The organism is Sphingomonas aerolata (genome assembly GCF_023935825.1).
Lineage (GTDB): Bacteria > Pseudomonadota > Alphaproteobacteria > Sphingomonadales > Sphingomonadaceae > Sphingomonas > Sphingomonas aerolata.
On the sequence record NZ_CP098762.1, the window covers coordinates 1,448,563 to 1,470,991 of the forward strand.

Sequence of the window (22,429 nt, forward strand, 5' to 3'; positions counted from 1 at the left end):
GCCGCGCTGCGGCGTCGTCAGCCGGCTGCGCCTGGGCGCGGGCCGAGCATTCCAGCGTCGTCGGGTACGGCCCCCCCCAGTGCAAGAAGCCGGTGACGTTCGACCGGACCCGGTGCCTGCCACGCGGCTGTGCGCTCAACGGAAAAGCCGAAGAACCGGCCATAATAGTCCGGATCGCCGATCAGCATCAGCGCGGCGCCCAGATCGCTCGCCGCAGCGACCTCGAGCGCGCGCGCTACCAGCGCCCGGCCGATGCCGTCGCCCTGATGCCCCGGCGCGACCGCGACCGGGCCGACCATCACCAGCGGCAATGCCGCCTGCGCGGTCATGAGCGCGATCGGCCAGCACTGGATCGAGCCCAGCAGCACGTCGCCCGACACGGCGGCGAAGCTGAGTGCCGGGATCGCTATTCCATCGCCGCGGATCATATAGGCGGTCCGGCCATGACGATCCTGCCCGAACGCGCGGTCGAGCAGCGCCTCGACCTCGGCATGCGGGACGGCGTTCAGGGGGACAAGTTCGAACACCGGCTTCTCCAGCGCCGGCGCAGGAACGTCCGGGGCCGCGCGCTTTACGCAGCACGTCGCCGAACGCAAGCGGAACCGGCGTAGCGCCGCGTCCGCCCCGGGCCTTCCCTACGGTCGCGGCTCTGCTAGAGCGCGGCGATGCAAGACAGTCTTCAGCTCGAAGTGCACGACATGGAAGTGCAGGTGCTCACCGGGATCTATTCGGAGGAGACGCATCTGCCCCAGCCGCTGCGGATTTCGCTCACCGTCGATCTCACCTGCCCGAGCCGGTTCGATCCCGACACGCCCTTGTCGGCGTCGAAAAACTATCTCGATCTGAAACATGCCGCGACCACGGCCTTGCCGACGGGCGTGCATTTCACGCTGATCGAGGCCGTTGCCGACCATATCTGCGAAACGCTGTTCCTGCAGGACGCGCGTGTTCAGCGGGTCGCGGTGAAGATCGTCAAGCTGGCGATCGCCGAAGCGGGCGAGGCGATCGGCGTGACGCTCGTGCGACATCGTCGGTGAGATCATGCGGCTGATCGTGAGCGAGCGTGACGACATCGCGGCGTGCGTGCGCGATGCGCGCGCGCGGCTGGGCACCGACGACAGCCTGGTCGTCGTGATTCGCGAAAGCAGCGATTCGCTTTTTGCCGCCCAGGCCCGTGCCGCGATCGCGCCGCTTGCGATCGAGGCGGCGCCGGTGACACGAATTAACGCCGTCCTGTCCCATAATGGGGCGCGGGCTGCCGATGTCGAGGCGGCGATCAGTTACCTCGAAACCGCCCTGTCGACGACCGGGCAGACCCTCGAAATACGCTGAGCGGGGCCTCGCTCGGCGGTCCGGTCAGCGCTGCGGGCTGCGTCCGCAGGGGCCGAGCGCACGCAGAACGAATTGATAATCCTCACGCGCGATTACCGCATCGGTGACTGCCATCGACGCGACGCTGCGATCCGGCATGGCGGCGGGAAGCGCGCAGGCTAGCCGGTACCACAATAGCGAACCACGCGGCGGAGGGGCCGCGGCCTCGTCGACGATCTCGCTCAGCGCGACCGCCCAGCGGGGTTGCTCGCCGGGCCGCCGCAGGATCGACAGCGAGACGGGACGCTGATCCGAAGTGGTCAGGAAGATCTGCGTTTCGCCTTCGCCGGGCAGGGCGCCGGGCACGTGAAAGGCGTTGCCGATCCCGGTGATGACGGGCGGCGCGTCGGCGGCGAGCACCTCGCGGGCGATGCGGCGGACCTGCGCGTCGAGAGCGGGCGTCCAGTCGCGTTGCGCGTCGCGCGCGACGAGCTGGATCTGGGCGGTCGATGTTCCGGCGGTACGTGCAAACAGCAGCACGCGCGCCTTTTTCAGCTTTGGCAGACGACCGTTGGAATCCGGTGCGATATCAAGCAGATAGCCGAGTCTTGGGGCCACACCACCACTGCCGCGAATCAGCGCGGTTACGTCGGCCTCGACATAGAAACGCACGAGCCCGGGTGCGACATCCGCCGCCTCTGCGCCCTTGATCCGCGCGGTCGAGCGAATCGTCGCGTCGGCGATCACCGGCGCGGCGAGAACGAGATCTGCAAGGTCCGCATAGCCCGCGCCTTGGTCGGGGGCCGCGGGTTGGGCGGGACCCGCGCCGGCGGCGCCGACCGGCACCGCATCGCGCGCGCCTTCCCATTGCTGATCAAGCTGTTCGGGGGTCAGCGTCGTCGAGTCGCCGGCGCTGTTTTGCTGCGGCGCGGTCGGCACGGATTGCGGCGGGGGGGCCGTTTGCGCAACGATCGGGGCCGCGGCGATGACGGCGAAGAGGGTCATGAGCGGTGGGATGGAACGTGGGGATATCATCGCCATGGGCTACGCGATGGCGCATGAACGTTACAGAAATAAAATTGCCATCATACGCTTGTACGTTTGTTGCGTCCGACAAAGCGTTTGCGTGTCGCATGGCGTGGCGATAGACATTGCGCACTGCCGCGTGGAATTTTTGCTTCACGGCACACGTTTGCGTTGCGCCTGCCCCCATGCGCGACTGCGTGAAGGCAGACAGAATAAGGGAGTGTCGTTGCTGAATGGCCTATGTTGACCAGAAGATGTCCTCAGGCAAAATCGTCGCGATCGTCATCGTCGCGCTGATTCATGCTGCCTTGGGCTATGCTTTCGTCACCGGCCTCGCGTTTCAATACGTGAAAAAGGCCACCGAAAAGTTAAACACGTTCGACGTGGAGCCGCCGCCACCGCCGCCTCCGCCCGACGAGCCCCCGCCGCCGCCGCCTGACCAGCCCAACCTGCCGCCGCCGCCGACCACGGTCGTCGTGCCGCCGCCGGTCGTTGTTACGCCGTCGCCCGCTCCGGCGATCACGACGTCGAACATCATCCCGCTGAGCCAGCCAACGGCACCGCCGGCGCCTCCCGCGCCGCCAGCGCCGCCGGCCCCGCCAGCAGCACCGACGGTCAGCAAGGCCGCGGGCGCCAAGGGTAATCCGGCCACGTGGGTGAGCCAGGACGACTATCCGCCGAGCGCGATCCGTGCCGGCGAACAGGGTGCGGTCGCGATGCGCTGGGACATTAACGCCCAGGGTCGTGTCGAGAACTGCACCGTGACGTCGTCGAGCGGTTCGCCTGCTCTCGATCGGGCAGCCTGTGCTGCGATGACGCGACGTGGTCGCTACTCGCCGGCGCTCGATCAGGCCGGGAACCCGATGCGTTCGAGTGCGACGCAGCGTATCCGGTGGACGTTGCCGGAAAATTAATCTGCGTCTCGGCGCACTTAGACCAACGAATCTTAAGAGGATCATCCGACCATGTTCACCACTATCCTTGCCGCGGCGGCGCCCGCAGCAGCCGAAGCCAACCCGTACGGCCTCGAAGCGGCACTTCGCGAAGGCGGTCTCATCTCCCAGACCGTGTTCGGCATTCTGGTGCTGATGTCGGTGGTTTCGTTCTACATCCTGTTCTCCAAGCTGTTCGAGCAGCAGAAGATCATCGGTCAGGGCAAGCGCGTCCGTCAGGCCTTCTGGTCGTCGAACAGCCTTCGCGAAGGTTCGGCCAAGCTCGAGAAGAACTCGGCCTACAAGCAGATCGTCGACGACGGCCTGGCCGCTCAGGAGCAGCATTCGAAGCTGACCGATCCGGTCGAGGCGCATGACTGGCTGCACGGTTCGCTCGCCCGTTCGGAAGCTGCGATCAACTCGAAGCTGGGTGGCGGTCTCGCCTTCCTCGCAACGGTCGGTTCGGTTTCGCCGTTCATCGGTCTGTTCGGTACGGTTATCGGCATCTACCGCGCACTCGTGAAGATCGGTGCATCGGGTCAGGCATCGATCGACAAGGTCGCAGGGCCGGTCGGTGAAGCACTGATCATGACCGCATTGGGTCTCGTCGTCGCGGTTCCTGCCGTTCTGTCGTACAACTGGCTGCAGCGTCGCAACAAGTCGATCGCAGAGGACCTGTCGGCCTTCTCGAACGACGTGCTCGGCTTCCTGGCATCGAACGGCGCCGTGCGTCCGATCACCGCTTCGGGCGTCAAGCCGGTCGTGGCCAAGCCTGCCACGGCGACCACGACTGCCGGTCAGACCGGTGGCGTGCCGCGCGCTAACTAAGACGCGAGAAAGGCGGGGCTGCCGTTCGCGGCAGCTCCGCTTCCTTCCCGCCGGCGGTGCCGGTGGCGATAAAAGAATAGGATAGTTCGCACATGGCGATGAGTGTTGGTGGCGATTCCACCGAGAAATCGATATCGGACATCAATACGACGCCGCTGGTCGACGTCATGCTCGTGCTCCTGATCATCTTTCTGGTGACGACGACCGTCGCGGTCCAAGCGGTGCAGCTGAAGCTCCCCGAGGTCAAATTTGATCCGACCACGACCAAGCCCGAAAATGTCTCGCTGTCGGTGACGACAAATGGCGATGGCAGCTGTGCAGTGTATTGGAACATGACCCCGGTCACCTCGACCGAGTTGCTCGATCGCGCGGTCGCCAAGCTGAAGACCGAGATCGATCGTCAGGGTGGCGTGAATGCCGCAGGTCTTGAGCTGCCCGAGGCGCATATTCGCGGCGACGTGAACACGCCGTACAAGTGCATCGGCGGCACGATCTACACGATGCAGCGCGCCGGCTTCGCCCGCGTCGGCTTCATCTCCGAGCCGCCCCCCGGCGGCACCACCGAACGCTGACGATCGCTCGGACGTATTTAGGAGTAGTATAGAATGGCAATGGGCGGCGGCAAAGAAGATGACGGGCCGATGATGGAAATGAACATGACGCCGTTGATCGACGTCCTGCTCGTTCTCCTCATCATGTTCATCATCACGATCCCGATCCAGACGCACGCGGTCAAGGTCGACCTTCCGGTCAACAGCAAGAACCCGCCGCAGAACCCGATCGACCCCGAGAAGAACAAGATCTCGATCGACGCATCGGGCACGGTGGCCTGGAACGGGTCGCCGGTCGACGAGGTGACGCTGCGCCAGTATCTGGACCAGACCGCGGGCATGAACCCCGAGCCGGAACTTCACTTCCAGCCGGACCCGCAGGCGCGGTACGAAGTCGTCGATCGCACGCTGGCCGTCGTGAAGCGGTCTTCGATCACGAAGCTCGGCTTCATCGGTAACGAGCAGTATCGCAACGACTTCTAAGTCACGCGACACGATCGATACGATGCCAGGGGCGGTCCGCAAGGGCCGCCCCTTTTGCATGTCCGACGTCCATGACACCGGGGGCGGACAGCGTCGGCATGCCGCGCGCGCACCTCACGGCCTTGCCAGGGCGATATCCGTAAAAATGCCATATTGCGCTCCAGTCATCGAAGTGACACAACAGTGTCACAAAAGTGAAACCTTTCGACTCAGAAGGGCGATGGAGACGGGATGATGCGCAAATTCGGCTTTGTAGTTCTTGCCCTTGTCGGCGCGGCAGCACCGGCGCTCGCAGCGGATCAGAATGGCTATCAGGCGATCGTGTCGGGCGATCTGGCCGCGGCCGAACGCCATATCCTGGCAGAACAGGCGGTCTATCCGGGTCGCCCCGAACTGATGCTCAACCTTGCCGCGGTTTACCGGCGGACCGGCCGCGAGGCGGACGCACGGGCGCTGTACAAGCGCGTGCTCGAACGCCGCGACATCGCGATGGACCTGCCCTCGGGTGCGGTGGCCTCGTCGCATGATCTGGCACGGCGCGCTCTCGGCGTGGCCCCGGTGCAGATCGCCACGCGCTAAACCAGGGCCGACGCGCTCGTCCGGCGCCGGTCCTGTGGTTCCGGTCGTGAGGCAGAGGCGTCGACCTCGCGCGGTCGACGCCTGAGGCGGTCAGAGGCGGGGCAGGGTGACCCCGCGCTGGCCCATATATTTGCCCGCGCGGTCGGCATAGCTGATCTCGCACGGCTCGTTGCCGCGCAGGAACAGGAACTGGCAGGCGCCCTCGTTCGCGTAGATCTTCGCGGGGAGCGGCGTCGTGTTGGAGAATTCGAGCGTCACATGGCCCTCCCATTCGGGTTCGAGCGGGGTGACGTTGACGATGATCCCGCAGCGCGCATAGGTCGATTTGCCCAGACAGATCACCAGCGTGTCGCGCGGGATGCGGAAATATTCGACCGTCCGCGCCAGCGCAAAGCTGTTCGGCGGGATGATGCAGACATCGGTCTTGCGGTCGACGAAGCTGTTCGCGTCGAAATTCTTCGGATCGACGATCGCACTGTCGACATTGGTGAAGATCTTGAACTCGTCGGCGACGCGCGCGTCATAGCCATAGGAGGACAGGCCGTAGCTGATACAGCCGTCGCGGCGCTGCGCCTCGTGAAACGGCTCGATCATCGCATCGCCCAGCGCGCGTTCGCGAATCCAGCGGTCGGACATGACGGACATGAGACATTCCCCTTTTCGCCGCTGCTTTCGCGCGGATGGTCGATGGCGGCAAGAGCGCGCGCACGCAGAGAGCGTTTTTGCCGTTGCAGCCGGCGTGTCGGGCCGTCATGGGGCGCGGCATGAACCAGATTCGGCAGCCTTTTCCGCGCGGTACGTCCGTCGAGCCACAGCTTCCGGACCTTGATGGTCAGCGGGATCGCGCCGCGACCCGCGCTCGCCGCGCCAGCCGCCATGCGCGGATCGCGCTGGTAGGATCGATCGCGCTGTCGGGTACGGCGGCGCAGGCGCAGTCGGTGCAGGACCTGCAACGCCAGATCGACGAACTGAAGGCGACGATCGCCGAGCTCAAGGCCGCCCAGAACGGACCGATTGCCCAGACTGCGCCAGTCACTGCGCCGATAGCTGCGCCGGTCGCGGTTGCAGCAACGCCCGCGCCCGCTCCCAAGCCGGCAACCGCGGTCGCGCCATTGACGCAATTGGCCGCGGCGACGCCCGAGCCGAAGCGCGCCTGGTATGATCGCATCGCGATCCGCGGCTATACGCAGATGCGGTTCAACGAAATCGTGTCGGGCGATCGCACCGCGCCGGACGGCCAGTCGCGGTTGCGGTCGGTGCATGACGGCAGCATCGGCGACAATACCGGCTTCTCGCTCCGCCGCGTCCGGCTGGTCCTGCAGGGCGACCTGACCGACCGTGTGTCCTTCTATCTCCAGCCGGACTTCGCGGTGAACGTCAGCAACCAGTCGGTCGGCGAGCGACGCGAGGGCTTTGCCCAGCTGCGCGACGCCTATGTCGACACGTTCCTCGACGCGGATCGCCGCTTCCGGCTGCGGTTCGGGCAGTCGAAGGTGCCATTCGGCTGGGAGAATATGCAGTCCTCGTCGAATCGCATCACGATCGATCGCAGCGACGGGATCAACAGCGCGGTCCCCGGCGAGCGCGATCTGGGCATCGTCGCCTATTACACGCCCACCGGCATGCAACGGATATGGGACCGCCTCGAGGAGGACGGCCAGAAACTGTTCGGCAATTACGGCGCGTTCGCGCTCGGCGTGTATAACGGCCAGGGGATCAGCCGTGCCGAGACCAATGACGGCGTCATGACCGTGGCGATGGCGACCTGGCCGTTCGCGCTGGACGGGCTTGGCGGGGCGTTCAGCGGACAGGTGTTGGAGGTCGGCGGGGCGGCCATCCGTAATCGCGTCCAGCCCGAATTGCGCAGCGGCGGGGTCAGCGACACGAGCTTTGCCGACGAGCGGTTCGGCGTCCACGCGATCCTCTATCCGCAGCCCTTCGGGTTCCAGGCAGAGTGGAACTGGGGCCGCGGCCCCGAATATGACGATGCATCGCAGTCGATTACGACCAAGCGGCTCAACGGCGGCTATGTCCAGGCGATGGCGCGCGTGCGGTCGTCGCCGCTCGGCCCGTTCATGCCCTATGCGCGCCGGCAATATTATCGCGGCGGGTGGAAGGCGCTGCCCAATGCGCCGCGGCTCGAGACCGACGAGTTCGAGCTGGGGATCGAGTTCCAGCCGACCCCGCCGATCGAGCTGACCGTCGCCTATGCGCGGATGACACGGCGCGAGGCCGACGAACGCCGCGAGGGCCGGGCGGAGGGCGATCTGATCCGCACACAGTTGCAGTTCAACTACTGACCGCGGATCAGCCGATCCCGAGGTCCGCCGGGCCGAACGCATCGGGGAGAAGCTCCGACAGGCGGTAGCTGCGGACAGCGTCGCCCTGCGCCGCGCCGCAATGCACGGGGAGATCGCGCCCGCCCATCTGCGCCGCCTCGTTGATCACCTGGCGGCACCGTCCGCAGGGGCTCACCGGGGAGAGGCCGGCGGCGATGCCGTCCGCATCCATCGCGCCGCCGATCACGCCGATCGCGACGACGTCACGCAGGCGGCCCTGCGCGCTTGCGGTCGCCAGCGCGACGGTTTCGGCGCAGAGCGACAGGCCGTAACTCGCATTCTCGAAATTGGCGCCGGTGATCACGCTGCCGTCGTCGAGCAGCACTGCGGCGCCGACCGCGAATCGTGAATAGGGCGCATGCGCGTGACGTGCGGCATCGCGCGCCGCGGCGATCAGGCGGGTTGCCTGATCGGTGTCGAAACCATCGTTCATCCTGCCACCACGTCCCAGTTCACCGGTCCCTCGATTCCCTCGACACGCCGAAAATTGCTCGCGCGCCACATGCGCCATGGCCGTGCCGCATAATCGGGCTTGAGCAGATTGGCCATCGCCCAGACCGGCCGCGGCAGTGCCGCCGACAACGCATAGCTGCCCTCGACCGACTTGCCGATCCGCAGCAGGACGGGCTTGCCGGTATGCGTCTCCACCATCGTCACGAAGCGCGTCAGATCGGCGACCAGCGCGGCCTTTTCAGGGCGGGCGACGCAATCATCACGGAACTGCACGTCTACGGCGACGGGCAGCGCATCGGCGGCGGCGGGCACGAAGGTATTGAACGCGTTCGCCTGTTCGACCGCAGGCTGGCACAGCGAATAGATATGCACCGCGCCGCGCCGCAGCCCGGCTTCGGGAAGCGCCGCCCAGTTCGCCTCGAACGCGGGATCGCGGCGATCCTTGCCCGAGGTCGCGACGATATAGGCGAAGTCGACGCCGCGCGCGCGCACCGTTCCCCATTCGACCGGCGCGGGATTTTCACCCAGGTCGACGCCTTGCAGCGGATAGGTCTCGGTCGCGGGATGCCACTGCGTCGCATAGGCCCAGCCGCCAATCGCAATGCCGCCCGTGCCGAACAGCAGGGTCGCAAGCTTCAGCAATGTTGTCGCCATCAGCGTTGCTCAGCCACGCAGATGCAGGACGCAGATAAGCGTGAACAACCGGCGGGCGGTGTCGAAATCGACCTCGATCTTGCCCGACAGCCGGTCCTTGAGCAGCTCGGCGGCCTCGTTGTGGACGCCGCGCCGGGCCATGTCGACGGTTTCGATCTGCGCGGGCGAGGACTGGCGAATCGCCTGGTAATAGCTGTCGCAGATCGCGAAATAGTCCTTGATCGGTCGGCGGAAACGGCCGAGCGCGAGCACCAGTGTCTCAAGATGCGTGTCGTCCTCACGATGGATGTGAATGCCGAGACGGCCTTCCTCCGTCTCGAGCCTGATGCGGTACGGGCCGGCATAGCCATCGGCATGCTGGCGCTGCGGCGCGAAATAATTGCCCTCGATCAGGTCGAAGATCGCGATCCGGCGTTCCTGCTCGATATCCGCGGAACGCCACGCAATCGTGCGCTCGTCGAGCTGTATGTCGATGATCCGCGGGTCGGCCATGCCATGTGCGATAGCGATGGTCGTAACGCGTGTCACTTGTCGCCTGCACCGGCGGCCGCCGATCGCGGCTGGCTGGTCGACTTATCCCCATCATTCTGGCGCAGTTGGCTTGGAGCGATCGCGCGCAGTGCGTAGAACGCAGTATGGCAACCCTCGCATTCCCCGTCCCCGCCGTGGCCGAACCACAGCAGCTTCCCCGCAACGTCGAGGCCGAAGCCGCGATGCTCGGCGCGATGATGATCGATAACCGGCTCGCCGACGATCTGGTCGACAAGCTCGAACCCACGCATTTCTTCGAACCCGTACACGGGCGCATCTTCGCCGCGATCAAGACGCTGCGTGGCAACGACATGCTGGTGACGCCGGTCACGCTGCGGCCGATGTTCGACGCGGACGAGGGCATGCGCGAGCTGGGCGGCCCCGCCTATCTGGCCGGCCTCACGGGCAGCGGCGCGGGGCTGATCGGTGCGCGCCAGTTCGCGCAGCAGATCTATGACCTGGCGATGCTGCGCGCGCTCGTCTCGGTCGGCCGCACCCTGGTCGACCGCGCGATGGATACGTCCGAGGAGGTTAATCCGCGTGCGCAGATCGAACTCGCCGAGGAGGAATTGTTCAAGGTCGCCGCCGATGGCGGGGCGGAGAACTCGGTCAAGACGTTCGCGCAGGCGACCACCGCAGCGGTCAAGATGGCCGAGCGGGCGCTCAACTCGGGCGGCAATTTGTCGGGCGTGACGACGGGTATCGATTCGATCAACGCCAAGATCGGCGGCATGCATCACAGCGATCTCATGATCCTCGCCGGGCGTCCGGGCATGGGCAAGACGTCGCTCGCCACCAACATCGCGTTCAACGCCGCGCGGCGCTGGATGCGCGACATGGCCGACGGGATCGCCCCGAAGGATTCGGTCGGCGCGAAGGTTGCGTTCTTCAGCCTCGAAATGTCCGCGGATCAGCTGGCGACGCGTATTCTTGCCGAGCAGTCTCAGATCAGTTCCGAATCGCTCCGCATGGGCAAGATCAGCCGCACCGAGTTCGCGCAGCTCGCGGCCGCGGCGGCCGAGCTTGAGAACCTGCCGCTGTTCATCGACGACACCGGCGGCCTGTCGATCGGCGCGCTGCACACGCGCGTCCGCCGGCTGCAGCGTCGCCACAATAACGAGATCGGGCTGGTGGTGGTCGACTATCTCCAGCTGCTGTCGGGGTCGGGCAAGAGCAAGGACGGCAACCGCGTCCAGGAAATCTCCGAGATTTCGCGCGGGCTGAAAACGCTGGCGAAGGATCTGAACGTGCCGGTGCTGGCACTGTCGCAGCTGAGCCGCGCGGTCGAAAGCCGCGAGGACAAGACGCCGATGCTGTCAGATCTTCGCGAATCGGGGTCGATCGAGCAGGACGCGGACATGGTCTGGTTCGTATACCGCGAGGACTATTACGTCGCCTCGAAGGAGCCCAAGCGGCCGGCCGAAGGCGACAGCGCGAAGATCTTCGAGGATCACGCGTCCTGGGCAGCCGAGATGGAGCGCGTCTATGGCCTGGCCGAGCTGATCATCGCCAAGCAGCGTCACGGTGCGACCGGCAAGGTGCGGATGAAGTTTGATCCGACGATCACGAAGTTCTCGGATCTGGCGGAATATTGAGGCGCTCATCTCCCTCTCCCCGCGGGGGAGAGGGAAGGGGCCCGCGGCACTTGCCGTGGGAAGGGTGAGGGGTGTGAGACGCGGGACGGTTGATCCCAACGCCCCTCTCCCTTCCGTCGCCTACGGCTCCTCCCTCCCTCTCCCCAAAGGGGCGAGGGAATTCAGTCAGATGATCGGGTCGTAGCCGCCGGGGGCGTGGATGCCGCATTCGACCTTGTCGAAGCTGCGCCAACGCCCCGCGCGCGGATCCTCGCCGGGGGCGACCTTGGTCGTGCAGGGCGCGCAGCCGATCGAGAGATAACCCTGCGCCTCGAGCGGATGCCGCGGCAGGTCATGCTCGGCGAAATAGGCATCGAGCCGCGCCTTGTCCCAGTCGGCGAGCGGGTTGATCTTCAACCGGCCCTCATCTTCCTCGAACCGCGGCAGCGCGGTGCGCGTGCCCGACTGGAAGCCCTTGCGCCCCGAGATCCACGCGTCGAACGGCGCGAGCGCGCGGCGCAGCGGCTCGACCTTGCGCAGGTCGCAGCAGCCATCGGGGTCATAAGACCAGCGCTCGCCCGCCCGATCCTTGATCGCCAGCAGCCGCGGATCGGGTCTGAACACGCGCAGGTCGGTGAGGCCCAGCCGTTCGGCGAGCGCATCACGATAGGCGAGCGTCTCGCCGAACATCTTCTGCGTGTTGGTGAAGACCACCGGCACGTCGACATCGACCTGCGCGACCATGTGCAGCAGCACCGCCGATTCGGCACCGAAGGACGAGACCGACGCGATCCGCCCGGCCAGCTCGCCGGTCAGCAGCTCGCGCAGCATCTGCGCCGCAGGAACGCCGGCGAACCGGTCCTGCATCGCCTGTGCATCCGCCTTCGTAAAGGCGGGGGTGACGTCGATCGTGTCGATCCGGCGGAGCGCTTCACCCATGGCGCAGCTTCCAGACCGGCACGGCGCCGTCCGCCGCCTTCTGATAGGGCGTGTCGTAGCGCGCGAGGCTGGCGCGCAGCACGTCGATATCGATCGGGGCCTCGGGCGCGAAGCTGTCGAAGCCGCAGCGGCGCATCAACGGAATCTGGTCGACAAGCACGTCGCCCGCCGCACGCAGCTCGCCGGTATAGCCCGCCTCGCGCAGGATCCGCGCCGCCGAATAGCCGCGCCCGTCGCGATAGCCGGGAAAGCTCACCTCGATCAGCGCGAGCTGGTCGATCTGCGGCAGCAGCGCGCGCGCATCGTCACCCGCTTCGAGGCGGACGGCGGCGGCGTTGCTCTGGCCGATGAACGAATCGAGCGTCACCGCAGGCTCGTCATGCGGCTCGTCATCGCGGAATCGGAGCAGCGTCTGGTCCGGATACTCAACCATAGATCGCCTCCTTGAACGTCTCGAAGCCGACGCGGCGATAGGTGTCGAGGAAGCGCTCGCCGGGGTCACGGACCTGGAGATAGCGGTCGGTAACGCGTTCGATCGCGTCGACGACGCCATCCTCCGAGAAGCCGGGGCCGGTGATCTTGGCGAGGCTCACATCCTCCGCGCCCGATCCGCCGAGCGAGAGCTGGTAATTCTCGGTGCCCTTCTTGTCGACGCCGAGGATGCCGATGTGGCCGGCATGGTGATGCCCGCAGGCGTTGATGCAGCCGCTGATCTTGAGCTTGAGCTCACCCAGCTCGCGCTGACGGCCAAGATCGCCGAAGCGCGTCGCGATCTTCTGCGCGAGCGGGATCGACCGCGCATTGGCGAGGCTGCAATAATCGAGGCCGGGGCAGGCGATGATGTCGCTGATCAGGTCGAGATTGGCCTCGGCCAGCCCCGCCTCGCTGAGCGTCGACCACACCGCGTGTAGATCGGCCATGCGGACGTGCGGCAGGACGATGTTCTGCGCATGCGTGACGCGCAGTTCGTCGAAGCTGTAGCGCGTGCCGAGATCGGCCATTACGTCGATCTGGTCCGCCGACGCGTCGCCGGGGATGCCGCCGACGGGCTTCAGGCTGATGTTGACGATCGCATAGCCGGGCTGCTTGTGCGCCTTCACATTCTGGTCGAGCCAGACCGCGAAGTCGGGATCGCTGCGGTCGATCTCGGTGGACGCGTTTTCCTCGAATGCGGGCGCGCCGAAATGGCTCGTGATCCGCTCGAGTTCGGCGCGCGGCGGATCGAGGCCGAGGCCCTTCACCGCGGCGAATTCCTCCTCGACCTGGCGACGATATTCGTCGGGGCCGATCTCGTGCAGCAGGATCTTGATCCGCGCCTTGTAGATATTGTCGCGGCGGCCGTAGCGATTGTAGACGCGCAGGCACGCCTCGAGATAGCTCATCAGGTCGTCGGCGGGGACGAAATCGCGGATCTCGTGGCTGATCATCGGCGTGCGGCCCATGCCGCCGCCGACATAGATCTTCGCGCCGAGTTCGCCGTCGCGGACGTGCAGACCGATGCCGATATCGTGCAGCCGCATCGCCGCGCGATCCTCGTCCGCCGCGATCACGCAGATCTTGAACTTGCGCGGGAGGTAGGTGAATTCGGGATGGAACGTGCTCCACTGACGGATCAGCTCGGCCCAAGGGCGCGGATCGGCGACCTCGTCCGCGGCGGCGCCGGCGAACTGGTCGGAACTGATGTTGCGGATGCAGTTGCCCGAGGTCTGGATGGCATGCATCTCGACCGTCGACAGCTCCTGGAGGATGTCCGGGGTCTGATCGAGCTGGATCCAGTTGAACTGGATGTTCTGCCGCGTCGTGAAATGGCCGTAGCCGCGATCATATTTGCGCGCGATGTGGCCGAGCATCCGCATCTGCCGGCCGTCCAGCGTGCCATAGGGCACCGCGACGCGCAGCATGTAGGCATGCAACTGCAGATACAGGCCGTTCATCAGGCGCAGCGGCTTGAACTGGTCCTCGGTCAGCTCGCCCGAAAGGCGGCGGCGGACCTGGTCGCGGAATTCGTCGACGCGCTGGTCGACGATGGCCTGGTCGTATTCGTCGTACTTATACATGGGGGGTTCCCGGTAGAATTTGGTTCACGCGGAGCCTGTCCTGAGCGAAGCCGAAGGGGCGCGATGGCGCGAAGAGATTCAGAAGAATTTTGTTCACGCGGAGGCGCGGAGGCGCGGAGGAGAAAGACGAGGAAGGAACTCCCGCGCCAGCGGGCATCGAATCTGCCTCAATCAGCGAGTGTGAGGGCCGCTGCGCGGCAAGGGAGACACCTCCGCGCCTCCGCGCCTCCGCGCGAACCATCTTCTCATTGCTCTCGTCGCGCCTTCGCGCCATCGCGTGAATCATATAACCCAACTCCCCGCAGCCGGATCGGCCGGCTTGAGCGTAAGGTCGGGCCGCATCGTCGGACCCAGCGCACGGATGCGGTCCTTGATGTGCGCAGGGCGGGGGCCGTCTGCGGTCGCGGTCGCCTCGATCAGATAGGGGACATTGACGCGGCGTGCGCCTTCCTCCGCCTGGAGGATCGATTCACCCGCGACGCCGACATCGGCCGCATCCTCGATGTGACGCGACCAGCCGTCGCCGGTCCACCAGATCACGTCGCCGGTGGGAAGGTCGTTTCCGGTCAGGAGCTTCATGCGGCGGCCTCTGCAATTCGTGCCCAGCGGGCGAGCTTGTCCTGCGCGTCGGAGAGTTCGACGACCTCGCCGACGACGATGATCGCGGGGCTCTTTACCGCCTCGCGCTGCACCATCGGGCCGAGATCGGCGAGCAGGGTCCGCATCGCACGGCTGCCCGATAGCGTGCCGCGCTCGAGCACCGCAACCGGCATGTCGGGCGCGACGCCATCGGCCATCAGCTTGTCGGCGATATCGGTCGCGGTCGCGATCCCCATGTAGATGACGAGCGTACGGCCCTGGCCGGCGAGCCCCGACCAGTCCTGTTCGGTCAGACCCTTGCACTGGCCCGCGACGAAGCTGACCGCGCTCGAATGATCGCGGTGAGTGAGCGGGAGCATCGCCTCGGCCGCGCAACCCAGTGCTGCGGAGACGCCGGGGATCACCTCGACCGGCAGGCCCGCCGCACGTACCGCCTCGACCTCCTCGCCGCCGCGACCGAACACGAACGGATCGCCACCCTTCAGCCGGACGACGATCGCGCCGGTCTTCACATGCGCGATGATCAGCGCGTTGATCGCCTCCTGCGGCAGCGTGTGGCGCGCGCGCTGCTTGGCGACCGAGATGCGCTGGGCGGCAGGCGGCGCAATGTCGAGCACGCGCGGATCGATCAGCCCGTCATGGACGACGACGTCGGCGATCTCGAGCGCGGCGACCGCACGTACGGTCAGCAGTCCGGGATCGCCGGGCCCCGCCCCGACGAGGATGACGCGCCCGCGGGCACCGGGGTCTAGCAAGCTTACCATGTCAGGAAGATGGGCGCTGGGCGGGCGATTGGCGAGCCCAGCATTATTTGCCCCGGGGCTAGTCCTGCTTTCCCACGCGGCGCGGGTGCCAACGCCGGAAACGTTCGCAGGCCCCGGTCACGGGCTGGTGGTGGTGGAGTCCGCGCTATAGGAAGGCGCGACGAACCGGGTAACCCGGACGCGATGGGGAACTTCGATAATGCGCCTGACCTGCCTTGCCGCCATGTTGCTGGCGACCACCTTCATCGGCGCGGTGCCGGTGTCGAGCCAGGCGCTGCCGCCGCCCGCGCCGATCGCCGGCGACGGCCCAGAGGATGCAAAGCTCAAGCAGCTTTTCTATGCAAGCGACGAGCGCGATCTGAAGAACGATCCGCTGCAGGCCATCTTCCGCGGCGACATGCGCTATGCCGATCGCTTCGGCGAATATCTGACCGATGCGCGCACCGCGCAGGACAAGCGCAACGTCGAGCAGGACCTGTCTGCGATCGCCGCGATCGACCGGGCGAAGCTGACGCGGGTCGACCAGATCGCCTATGACGTGTTCCGCAACGGCCGCGAGGTCGCGCTGCGCGGGTTCGCGCCGAACCTGGTCGCGATCGACCGGTTGCTGCCGCTCAGCCATTTCGGCGGGTTCCAGACCTTCTATCCCGATTTCGCGTCGGGCAAGGGCGGCGCGCCGTTCAAGTCGGTCGCGGATTACGAGAACAATCTGCGGCGCAATGCGGGCTATGCCGCGGTCTATGACCGGGCGATCGCGCGGTTCCGCGAGGGCATGGCGAAGGGCGTGACCCAGCCCAAGCTGGTCGTGCGCAACATGATCGGCCAGTTCGACAATCTGATCGCCGAGGGTGTCGAGAAATCGACCTTCTACGCGCCGGTGACGATGTTCCCCGCGTCGATCCCGGCGGCCGACCGCACGCGCCTGACCGCGGCCTATGCCAAGCAGGTGCGCGAGGTGATCAATCCCGCGCATGTCCGGATGCGTGACTTCCTCGCGAATGAATATCTCGCCAAGGCGCGCGATACGGTCGGGCTGTCGGCGCTGCCGGGCGGCGCCGCGCTTTATGCGCAGCGGATCGAGGATAGCACGACGCTGCCGCTCGAGCCCGAGGCGGTGCATCAGCTCGGCCTGTCGGAGGTCGCGCGGATCACGCAGGCGATGGAGGCGCAGAAGACCGCGGTCGGGTTCAAGGGCACGCTCGCCGCCTTCTTCGACCATCTGCGCACCGATCCACGCTTCCAGCCCAAGTCGGCGGCGGCGGTGCGCGAGGGCTATGAGGCGATCGGCAAGCGGGTCAACGCGCGGATCGCGACGCAATTCTCGCTGGTGCCCAAAAGCCCGCTCGAGATCCGCGCGGTGCCCGATTTCCGCGCGAAGACCGATGCGGCGGGGTCGTATCAGCAGGGGACCCCCGACGGCACGCGGCCGGGGATCTTCTACTACAACACCTATGACCTGCCGACGCGGTATCTGTGGGGGATGGAGACACTGTACCTGCACGAGGCGGTGCCGGGGCATCATTACCAGATCAGCCTGGCGCAGGAGAATGTCGCGCTGCCCGCGTTCATCCGGTTCGGCGGCAACACCGCCTATGTCGAGGGCTGGGCGCTCTATGCCGAGACCTTGTGGAAGGAACTGGGCGTCGAGAGCGATCCCTATCAGCGGATGGGCGGCCTGAACGACGAGATGCTGCGCGCGATGCGGCTGGTCGTCGATACCGGCATCCACGCCAAGGGGTGGAGCCGCGACCAGGCGATCGCCTATATGCTCGCCAATTCGCCGATGGGGCGGACCGACGCGACCGCCGAGGTCGAGCGGTACATCTCGATTCCCGGGCAGGCGCTGGCCTACAAGATCGGCCAGCTGACGATCCTCAGGATGAAGGCCAAGGCGCAGGCGGCGCAGGGTGCCGCGTTCGATCCGCGCGCCTTCCATGCGCAGGTGCTCGACACGGGGGCACTGCCGATGCCGGTGCTTGAGAAGAAGATCGACGACTGGTTGGGCGGGGCAAAGTAACCCCCATGATCCTCCCCCTGACGGGGGAGGATTTGAGTGCAGCTTTGGGGGCCGCTACCCGCCTCAGCCGTCGCGCAGGCCGATGCCGATGCTGGCGCGCGCGCTTTCGGATTCGCTGCTGACGACCGGATAGGCGCAATAGTCGGCGGCGTAATAGGCGCTGGGGCGGTGGTTGCCCGACCAGCCGACGCCGCCGAACGGCGCGCCCGACGAGGCGCCGTTGGTGGGCTTGTTCCAGTTGACGATGCCGGCGCGGATATTGGCCCAGAACCGGTCGTAGAGCGCGGGCGTCTGGCTGATCAGCGCGGCGGACAGGCCGTAGCGGGTGTTGTTCGCCTCGGCGATCGCGGCGTCGAAATCATCGGTGCGGAAGACCTGCAGGATCGGCCCGAACAGCTCGAGATCGGGGCGCTCCGCCATGTCGGTGACGTCGATCATCGCCGGGCGGAGGAAGGGCAGCGTGTCGACCGGGCGTTCGAGATGCCGGATCGGCCGGCCTCCGCGCATCAGCAGCTCGAGAAAGCTCTCAGTCAGCTGGTCGGCCGCCTGGTTGTCGATCACCGGGCCCATGAACGGCGCCGGGTTCGCATGCGGCTCGTCGACGATGATCCGCGCGATCATCCGCTCGATCGTGTCGAGCAGCGGCTGGGCGAGCCGTTCCTGGACGATCAGCCGGCGCGCGGCGGTGCAGCGCTGGCCGGCGGTGGTGAAGGCGGACTGGACGACGAGCACCGCCGCGGTGTGCAGGTCCGGCGTGTCCCAGACCATGATCGGGTTGTTGCCGCCCATTTCGAGCGCCAGGATCTTCTCGGGCTTCTCGGCAAAGGCGCGGTTGAGCGCGAGGCCGGTCTGGGCCGAACCGGTGAAGAGCAGGCCGTCGATATCGGGATGCGCGGCGAGCGCCTTGCCCTCCGCCGGGCCGCCGACGAGCAGCCGGATGCAATCCTCGGGTACACCCGCGGCGCGGTAGCATTCGACGAGGAACGCGCCCGATGCGGGGGTCTTCTCGGACGGTTTGAAGACGACCGCATTGCCCGCGATCAGCGCGGGGACGATGTGGCCATTGGGGAGGTGTGCCGGGAAGTTATAGGGGCCGAGCACCGCGAGCACGCCGTGCGGCTTGTGGCGCAGCGCGACGCGGCTGTTCATCGGCGCCTCCATCCGGCGCTGCGCGGTGCGTTCGGCATAGGCGCTGACCGAGATGTCGACCTTGGCGATCACCGTCTCGACCTCGCCGCGCGCTTCCCAGATAGGCTTGCCCGTCTCGCGCGCAATCAGGTCGGTGAACGCGTCGTTGCGCTGGCGGACGACATTGGCGAACCGGCGCATCGTCTCGATCCGGAACGCGAGCGGCTTGGACGCCCAGCCGGCCCAGCCCGATCGCGCGGTCGCCACTTCGGTATCGACATCCCCGATCGGGTGACGCCACAACAGCGTACCGGTTGCGGGTTCATAGGAGAGGATCTCATCGGCCATATCGGGCTCTTGCCCCAATTTTAGAAGAGTTTCCACCACCCGCCGCACCGTCGGCCGCGGCACCGGCGATCAGGCAAGAGCGTCGCCCATCGCCCGGATCGCCGCGACCTTCTCGGTAAGACGGCTCCAGTCGTCGGCGTCGGCGATCGGCGCCCAGATCGATTCCACCTCGTCGATCAGCAGGCTGCACGGCGTGCCCGACCAATAGGGATGGGTGCGATCCTTGCGCGCGGCATAGCCGCCGAGCGCGGCGCGGACCTCGTCCCATTCGGGACCGTAGCCCGCGGGAAGCTCGCCGCCGAACGCATCGAAGAAGAACCGGTCGATACTCGCCCCGCTGGTCCGCAGCGCGCGTTCGGTCGCCTGGACGAGCGCGCGGTCGCTGTCCGGATCGCGCGGGCGGACGCCCAGCCGCCACAGGATCGCCGCGCCCACTTCGGTCTGATAGGCGGGGCCGAAACCGTCGAGCGCGGCGATCAGCGGATCGCTCTCGGCGATCGTGCGCAGCGATACCGCGAGCTGCATCACGTCCCAGTGGATCGCCTCGGGCTGGCGACCAAAGGCGTACAGCCCCTGATGATCGAAATAGGCGGCGGTGAAACCCGGGTCCCAGGTCGGCGCGAACCGCCACGGGCCATAGTCGAAGCTTTCGCCGGTGACGTTGATGTTGTCGGAATTGAGCACGCCGTGGACAAAGCCCGCGGCCATGTAGCGCGCCGCGAGCCGCGCGGTCCGCGCGACGACGAGCGCGAGGAGGCGGACCGGATCGTCGCCTTCCCCGTTCTCGTCCTCGTCGAACAGGTTGCGCAATGTATAGCCGACCAGCCGGCGCAGGGCGTCGTCGTCACGATGATAGGCGAGGCGCTGGAACGTGCCGATCCGGACATGGCTGTGGCTGAGCCGGACCATGACCGCGGAGCGGGTCGGGCTCGGCTCGTCGCCGCGCTGCAGGTCCTCGCCGGTTTCGATTAGCGACAGCGTGCGCGAGGTCGGGACGTTCAGCGCTTCGAGCATCTCGGTCGCGAGAATCTCGCGAACGCCGCCTTTCAGCGTGAGCCGACCATCGCCCGCGCGGCTCCACGGCGTCTGCCCCGACCCCTTGGTGCCGAGATCCATCAGGCGGTCGCGATCGTCGCGCATCTGGGCGAAGGTGAAGCCGCGCCCGTCACCCAGATCGGGATTGTAGTTGCGGAACTGATGACCGTGATAGCGCAAGGCGAGTGGGCCGGGCAGCGTGTCCGGCAACGGCGCGAACCGGCCGAAATGGCGGGTCCATTCATCGTCGTCGAGCGTCGCCAGGCCGACCTGCGCGGCGGCGCGATCATTGCGGAAGCGGAGCTGGGTGCGGGGGAAATCGGCCGCCGCGACCGGATCGAAGAACGGGTCGCCCAGGTCGAGCAACGTGGTTTCGGGGCGATAGGCGGGGAAGGCTTGCGGGTCGATGGGCATGCGGCGATATGGTGGCCGCTACCCGAAGGACGCAACCATGGCCGCTTACGAAAACCTCTATTGGTGGTCCAGGGACGGGCTGCGGCTGCACGCACGCGACTATCCGGGCGGCGGCGATGGCCGTCCGCCGATCCTGTGCCTGCCCGGGCTGACGCGCAACGCGCGCGATTTTGATGCGCTGGCGGCGCGGCTGGCGGGACGCTGGCGGCTGATCGGGATCGATTTCCGCGGGCGCGGCGAGAGCGCCTATGCCAAGGATCCGATGTCCTATGTCCCGCTGACCTATGTGCAGGATGTCGAGGCGTTGCTGGCCGAGCATGGCATCGACCGTTTCGTCGCGTTCGGGACGTCGCTCGGCGGGATCGTCACGATGCTGATGGCGGGGCCGGCGCGCGGGCGAATCGCAGCCGCTTTGCTCAACGATGTCGGCCCCGAGATCGACGCGCAGGGCCTGTCGCGGATCCGCGGCTATGTCGGCAAGGCGAGCGTCTTTCCGACCTGGATGCACGCCGCGCGCTGCGTGTCGGAGAGCAATGCCGACGTCTATCCCGACTGGACGATCGAGGACTGGCTGGCGATGGCCAAGCGCATCTACCGGCTCAACAGCTCGGGCCGGATCGTGCTCGATTACGACCTGAAGATCGCCGAGCCGTTCCGCGTGCCGGGCAGCGAGGCCGGGCCGGACATGTGGCAGGCGCTGGCGGGCCTGCGCGAGATCCCGACGCTGATCGTGCGCGGTGGCCGATCCGACCTGTTGTCCGCCGCGATCGCGGATCGGATGGTCGCATCGCTCGACCGCGCGACGCTCGTCACCGTGCCCGGGGTCGGTCATGCCCCGACGCTGAGCGAGCCGATCGTCCAGGCGCCGATCGACGACCTGCTGGCGCAGGTGCTTGAGGGGGATGCTGTCCGCGCCTAGGGGACGGGGACGAGGCGTCGCAGCGACGCCTTGTCCCGCCTGCTCGATGACCGGAACAGCTTATGACCGCACCCGCCGACCTTCATCCGAACCATCGCTCCCTTGAGGGTCGTCGCGCGATCATCACGGGAGGGACGACGGGCATCGGCCGGTCGATCGCGGTGCTGCTCGCGGCGGGGGGCGCCAAAGTCTATATCTGCGGTCACGATGCGGGTCATCTCGAGGACGCGCTCGCCTGCATCCGCGCGGTCGGCGAAGGTGACGGGATGGTTACCGAGCTTGCCGATCCCGACAAGGTCCGCGCCTTTTTCGATGCGGGCGAGGCGTATCTGGGCGGGTTCGACATCACCGTAATCAACGCCTCGATCGCCGCGGGCGGGCTGACGCAGATGGACGAGGACGCGCTGCGCTACGCGATCGCGGTCAATTTCACCGCCTATCTGCTCAGCGCGCATCACGCCGCGCACCGGATGACGCCGATCGGCGATCTGGTCCTCATCGGGTCGCTCAGCGCGCACATCCTCGGGCCGAGCTCGACCGTCTATGCGGGCATCAAATCGGGTATCGCCGGTTTCGCCGAGGCGCTGCGTCGCGAGCTGGGGCCCAAGGGGATCCGGGTGTCGCTGATCGAGCCGGGCAAGGTCGGCTCCAACATGCAATATCCCGACGTGCCCGACGAGAAGCAGCGGCAGATGATCGCAGCGGAGCAGATGCTGCGCGGCGAGGACATCGCCGCGGGCGTCGAGTTCCTGCTGACGCAGCCGACGCGAAGCGTGATCCAGCAGCTCGTCATCGTGCCCCGCGCGCTGGAGGGGGAATAACGCCTTTGTTTACCCCCTCCCGTTCGTGCTGAGCGAAGTCGAAGCACCTCCGCTCGGGGCATGCCCTTCGACTTCGCTCAGGGCGAACGGGGAAGGGGGCGGGCGTTGGAAGCGGGACGTCCGCAA

At 66.7% G+C, this 22,429-nt stretch carries 25 protein-coding genes; 12 read left to right on the forward strand and 13 right to left on the reverse strand.

Annotated elements, in window-relative coordinates:
• Window positions 1-17: 17 nt before the first annotated feature.
• Complete coding sequence (locus tag NEF64_RS06835; RefSeq protein WP_056406247.1) at window positions 18-527, reverse strand: GNAT family N-acetyltransferase; 510 nt, start codon at window positions 525-527, stop codon at window positions 18-20.
• Between the two features lie 138 nt (window positions 528-665).
• Here NEF64_RS06835 and NEF64_RS06840 point away from each other — a divergent pair, with 138 nt between their 5' ends.
• Window positions 666-1,037, forward strand: coding sequence for a dihydroneopterin aldolase (locus NEF64_RS06840; RefSeq protein WP_031395199.1), 372 nt, complete (start codon window positions 666-668; stop codon window positions 1,035-1,037).
• 4 nt (window positions 1,038-1,041) lie between these two features.
• On the forward strand, window positions 1,042-1,332 hold the full coding sequence (locus tag NEF64_RS06845; RefSeq protein ID WP_056406248.1) for a Rossmann fold domain-containing protein: 291 nt from the start codon (window positions 1,042-1,044) through the stop codon (window positions 1,330-1,332).
• A gap of 24 nt (window positions 1,333-1,356) precedes the next feature.
• Here NEF64_RS06845 and NEF64_RS06850 read toward each other — a convergent pair whose 3' ends face one another.
• Window positions 1,357-2,316 carry a hypothetical protein gene (locus tag NEF64_RS06850; protein ID WP_235516360.1) on the reverse strand — a complete coding sequence of 320 codons (960 nt, stop codon included), beginning with the start codon at window positions 2,314-2,316 and terminating at the stop codon, window positions 1,357-1,359.
• 254 nt (window positions 2,317-2,570) lie between these two features.
• Here NEF64_RS06850 and NEF64_RS06855 point away from each other — a divergent pair, with 254 nt between their 5' ends.
• The 5 genes from NEF64_RS06855 (at window position 2,571) to NEF64_RS06875 (ending at window position 5,710) form a co-directional block, all read left to right on the forward strand.
• Window positions 2,571-3,251, forward strand: a complete 681-nt coding sequence (locus NEF64_RS06855; RefSeq protein WP_056406249.1) for an energy transducer TonB — start codon at window positions 2,571-2,573, stop codon at window positions 3,249-3,251.
• A gap of 51 nt (window positions 3,252-3,302) precedes the next feature.
• Window positions 3,303-4,097, forward strand: coding sequence for a MotA/TolQ/ExbB proton channel family protein (locus NEF64_RS06860; RefSeq protein ID WP_031395815.1), 795 nt, complete (start codon window positions 3,303-3,305; stop codon window positions 4,095-4,097).
• Between the two features lie 92 nt (window positions 4,098-4,189).
• Entirely contained in the window at window positions 4,190-4,669 is a 480-nt protein-coding gene (locus NEF64_RS06865) for an ExbD/TolR family protein (protein ID WP_031395816.1), read from the forward strand.
• 33 nt (window positions 4,670-4,702) lie between these two features.
• A complete protein-coding gene (locus tag NEF64_RS06870) occupies window positions 4,703-5,131 on the forward strand; it encodes an ExbD/TolR family protein (protein ID WP_031395817.1) in 429 nt (142 codons plus the stop codon).
• Between the two features lie 231 nt (window positions 5,132-5,362).
• Window positions 5,363-5,710, forward strand: a complete 348-nt coding sequence (locus tag NEF64_RS06875) for a tetratricopeptide repeat protein (RefSeq protein WP_235516361.1) — start codon at window positions 5,363-5,365, stop codon at window positions 5,708-5,710.
• A gap of 90 nt (window positions 5,711-5,800) precedes the next feature.
• Here NEF64_RS06875 and dcd read toward each other — a convergent pair whose 3' ends face one another.
• Window positions 5,801-6,355 (reverse strand): dCTP deaminase, encoded by a 555-nt coding sequence (gene dcd / locus NEF64_RS06880; protein WP_031395819.1) that lies wholly within the window; start codon window positions 6,353-6,355, stop codon window positions 5,801-5,803.
• 119 nt (window positions 6,356-6,474) lie between these two features.
• Here dcd and NEF64_RS06885 point away from each other — a divergent pair, with 119 nt between their 5' ends.
• The gene (locus NEF64_RS06885) at window positions 6,475-8,010 is read left to right on the forward strand and encodes a porin (RefSeq protein WP_252574729.1); all 1,536 of its coding nucleotides are present in this window, start codon (window positions 6,475-6,477) and stop codon (window positions 8,008-8,010) included.
• Between the two features lie 7 nt (window positions 8,011-8,017).
• Here the strand turns inward: NEF64_RS06885 and NEF64_RS06890 are convergent, their stop codons facing one another.
• The 3 genes from NEF64_RS06890 to NEF64_RS06900 are packed head-to-tail and all read right to left on the reverse strand — an operon-like array spanning window position 8,018 to window position 9,648.
• Window positions 8,018-8,482, reverse strand: a complete 465-nt coding sequence (locus NEF64_RS06890; RefSeq protein ID WP_056406250.1) for a cytidine deaminase — start codon at window positions 8,480-8,482, stop codon at window positions 8,018-8,020.
• A complete protein-coding gene (locus tag NEF64_RS06895) occupies window positions 8,479-9,156 on the reverse strand; it encodes a GH25 family lysozyme (RefSeq protein ID WP_031395822.1) in 678 nt (225 codons plus the stop codon). The genes NEF64_RS06890 and NEF64_RS06895 overlap by 4 nt, the downstream gene beginning before the upstream one ends.
• Before the next feature lie 9 nt (window positions 9,157-9,165).
• Window positions 9,166-9,648: a UPF0262 family protein gene (locus NEF64_RS06900; protein ID WP_031395823.1), complete on the reverse strand. Its 483-nt coding sequence runs from the start codon at window positions 9,646-9,648 to the stop codon at window positions 9,166-9,168.
• 143 nt (window positions 9,649-9,791) lie between these two features.
• Here NEF64_RS06900 and NEF64_RS06905 point away from each other — a divergent pair, with 143 nt between their 5' ends.
• Window positions 9,792-11,282: a replicative DNA helicase gene (locus tag NEF64_RS06905; protein WP_031395824.1), complete on the forward strand. Its 1,491-nt coding sequence runs from the start codon at window positions 9,792-9,794 to the stop codon at window positions 11,280-11,282.
• Between the two features lie 165 nt (window positions 11,283-11,447).
• On the opposite strand, the gene NEF64_RS06910 is transcribed toward NEF64_RS06905, so the two are convergent.
• The 5 genes from NEF64_RS06910 to cobA form a co-directional block, all read right to left on the reverse strand.
• The gene (locus NEF64_RS06910; RefSeq protein ID WP_031395825.1) at window positions 11,448-12,200 is read right to left on the reverse strand and encodes a phosphoadenylyl-sulfate reductase; all 753 of its coding nucleotides are present in this window, start codon (window positions 12,198-12,200) and stop codon (window positions 11,448-11,450) included.
• Window positions 12,193-12,633: a DUF934 domain-containing protein gene (locus NEF64_RS06915; RefSeq protein ID WP_031395826.1), complete on the reverse strand. Its 441-nt coding sequence runs from the start codon at window positions 12,631-12,633 to the stop codon at window positions 12,193-12,195. The genes NEF64_RS06910 and NEF64_RS06915 overlap by 8 nt, the downstream gene beginning before the upstream one ends.
• Complete coding sequence (locus NEF64_RS06920) at window positions 12,626-14,257, reverse strand: nitrite/sulfite reductase (protein ID WP_031395827.1); 1,632 nt, start codon at window positions 14,255-14,257, stop codon at window positions 12,626-12,628. Before NEF64_RS06920 ends, NEF64_RS06915 begins: the two co-directional genes overlap by 8 nt.
• 282 nt (window positions 14,258-14,539) lie before the next feature.
• On the reverse strand, window positions 14,540-14,836 hold the full coding sequence (locus tag NEF64_RS06925) for a DUF2849 domain-containing protein (protein WP_031395828.1): 297 nt from the start codon (window positions 14,834-14,836) through the stop codon (window positions 14,540-14,542).
• On the reverse strand, window positions 14,833-15,621 hold the full coding sequence (gene cobA / locus NEF64_RS06930) for a uroporphyrinogen-III C-methyltransferase (protein WP_031441363.1): 789 nt from the start codon (window positions 15,619-15,621) through the stop codon (window positions 14,833-14,835). The genes NEF64_RS06925 and cobA overlap by 4 nt, the downstream gene beginning before the upstream one ends.
• A gap of 199 nt (window positions 15,622-15,820) precedes the next feature.
• Between cobA and NEF64_RS06935 the strand changes: the two genes are divergently transcribed.
• The gene (locus NEF64_RS06935; RefSeq protein WP_031395830.1) at window positions 15,821-17,638 is read left to right on the forward strand and encodes a DUF885 domain-containing protein; all 1,818 of its coding nucleotides are present in this window, start codon (window positions 15,821-15,823) and stop codon (window positions 17,636-17,638) included.
• A 63-nt stretch (window positions 17,639-17,701) separates the two neighbouring features.
• On the opposite strand, the gene astD is transcribed toward NEF64_RS06935, so the two are convergent.
• Both astD and NEF64_RS06945 read right to left on the reverse strand, forming a co-directional pair.
• Window positions 17,702-19,114 (reverse strand): succinylglutamate-semialdehyde dehydrogenase, encoded by a 1,413-nt coding sequence (gene astD, locus NEF64_RS06940; RefSeq protein ID WP_031441361.1) that lies wholly within the window; start codon window positions 19,112-19,114, stop codon window positions 17,702-17,704.
• A gap of 69 nt (window positions 19,115-19,183) precedes the next feature.
• The gene (locus tag NEF64_RS06945) at window positions 19,184-20,563 is read right to left on the reverse strand and encodes a protein adenylyltransferase SelO (RefSeq protein WP_056406251.1); all 1,380 of its coding nucleotides are present in this window, start codon (window positions 20,561-20,563) and stop codon (window positions 19,184-19,186) included.
• A 37-nt stretch (window positions 20,564-20,600) separates the two neighbouring features.
• Between NEF64_RS06945 and NEF64_RS06950 the strand changes: the two genes are divergently transcribed.
• Window positions 20,601-21,482, forward strand: coding sequence for an alpha/beta fold hydrolase (locus NEF64_RS06950; protein WP_056406445.1), 882 nt, complete (start codon window positions 20,601-20,603; stop codon window positions 21,480-21,482).
• A gap of 62 nt (window positions 21,483-21,544) precedes the next feature.
• Entirely contained in the window at window positions 21,545-22,303 is a 759-nt protein-coding gene (locus NEF64_RS06955) for an SDR family oxidoreductase (RefSeq protein ID WP_056406252.1), read from the forward strand.
• Window positions 22,304-22,429: the final 126 nt, after the last annotated feature.

Coding starts and splice junctions, on each gene's coding strand:
- NEF64_RS06840 (WP_031395199.1), top strand. CDS start 666: ATGCAAGACAGTCTTCAGCTCGAAGTGCACGACATGGAAGTGCAGGTG.
- NEF64_RS06845 (WP_056406248.1), top strand. CDS start 1,042: ATGCGGCTGATCGTGAGCGAGCGTGACGACATCGCGGCGTGCGTGCGC.
- NEF64_RS06850 (WP_235516360.1), bottom strand. CDS start 2,316: ATGACCCTCTTCGCCGTCATCGCCGCGGCCCCGATCGTTGCGCAAACG.
- NEF64_RS06855 (WP_056406249.1), top strand. CDS start 2,571: ATGGCCTATGTTGACCAGAAGATGTCCTCAGGCAAAATCGTCGCGATC.
- NEF64_RS06860 (WP_031395815.1), top strand. CDS start 3,303: ATGTTCACCACTATCCTTGCCGCGGCGGCGCCCGCAGCAGCCGAAGCC.
- NEF64_RS06865 (WP_031395816.1), top strand. CDS start 4,190: ATGGCGATGAGTGTTGGTGGCGATTCCACCGAGAAATCGATATCGGAC.
- NEF64_RS06870 (WP_031395817.1), top strand. CDS start 4,703: ATGGCAATGGGCGGCGGCAAAGAAGATGACGGGCCGATGATGGAAATG.
- NEF64_RS06875 (WP_235516361.1), top strand. CDS start 5,363: ATGATGCGCAAATTCGGCTTTGTAGTTCTTGCCCTTGTCGGCGCGGCA.
- dcd (WP_031395819.1), bottom strand. CDS start 6,355: ATGTCCGTCATGTCCGACCGCTGGATTCGCGAACGCGCGCTGGGCGAT.
- NEF64_RS06885 (WP_252574729.1), top strand. CDS start 6,475: ATGAACCAGATTCGGCAGCCTTTTCCGCGCGGTACGTCCGTCGAGCCA.
- NEF64_RS06890 (WP_056406250.1), bottom strand. CDS start 8,482: ATGAACGATGGTTTCGACACCGATCAGGCAACCCGCCTGATCGCCGCG.
- NEF64_RS06895 (WP_031395822.1), bottom strand. CDS start 9,156: ATGGCGACAACATTGCTGAAGCTTGCGACCCTGCTGTTCGGCACGGGC.
- NEF64_RS06900 (WP_031395823.1), bottom strand. CDS start 9,648: ATGGCCGACCCGCGGATCATCGACATACAGCTCGACGAGCGCACGATT.
- NEF64_RS06905 (WP_031395824.1), top strand. CDS start 9,792: ATGGCAACCCTCGCATTCCCCGTCCCCGCCGTGGCCGAACCACAGCAG.
- NEF64_RS06910 (WP_031395825.1), bottom strand. CDS start 12,200: ATGGGTGAAGCGCTCCGCCGGATCGACACGATCGACGTCACCCCCGCC.
- NEF64_RS06915 (WP_031395826.1), bottom strand. CDS start 12,633: ATGGTTGAGTATCCGGACCAGACGCTGCTCCGATTCCGCGATGACGAG.
- NEF64_RS06920 (WP_031395827.1), bottom strand. CDS start 14,257: ATGTATAAGTACGACGAATACGACCAGGCCATCGTCGACCAGCGCGTC.
- NEF64_RS06925 (WP_031395828.1), bottom strand. CDS start 14,836: ATGAAGCTCCTGACCGGAAACGACCTTCCCACCGGCGACGTGATCTGG.
- cobA (WP_031441363.1), bottom strand. CDS start 15,621: ATGGTAAGCTTGCTAGACCCCGGTGCCCGCGGGCGCGTCATCCTCGTC.
- NEF64_RS06935 (WP_031395830.1), top strand. CDS start 15,821: ATGCGCCTGACCTGCCTTGCCGCCATGTTGCTGGCGACCACCTTCATC.
- astD (WP_031441361.1), bottom strand. CDS start 19,114: ATGGCCGATGAGATCCTCTCCTATGAACCCGCAACCGGTACGCTGTTG.
- NEF64_RS06945 (WP_056406251.1), bottom strand. CDS start 20,563: ATGCCCATCGACCCGCAAGCCTTCCCCGCCTATCGCCCCGAAACCACG.
- NEF64_RS06950 (WP_056406445.1), top strand. CDS start 20,601: ATGGCCGCTTACGAAAACCTCTATTGGTGGTCCAGGGACGGGCTGCGG.
- NEF64_RS06955 (WP_056406252.1), top strand. CDS start 21,545: ATGACCGCACCCGCCGACCTTCATCCGAACCATCGCTCCCTTGAGGGT.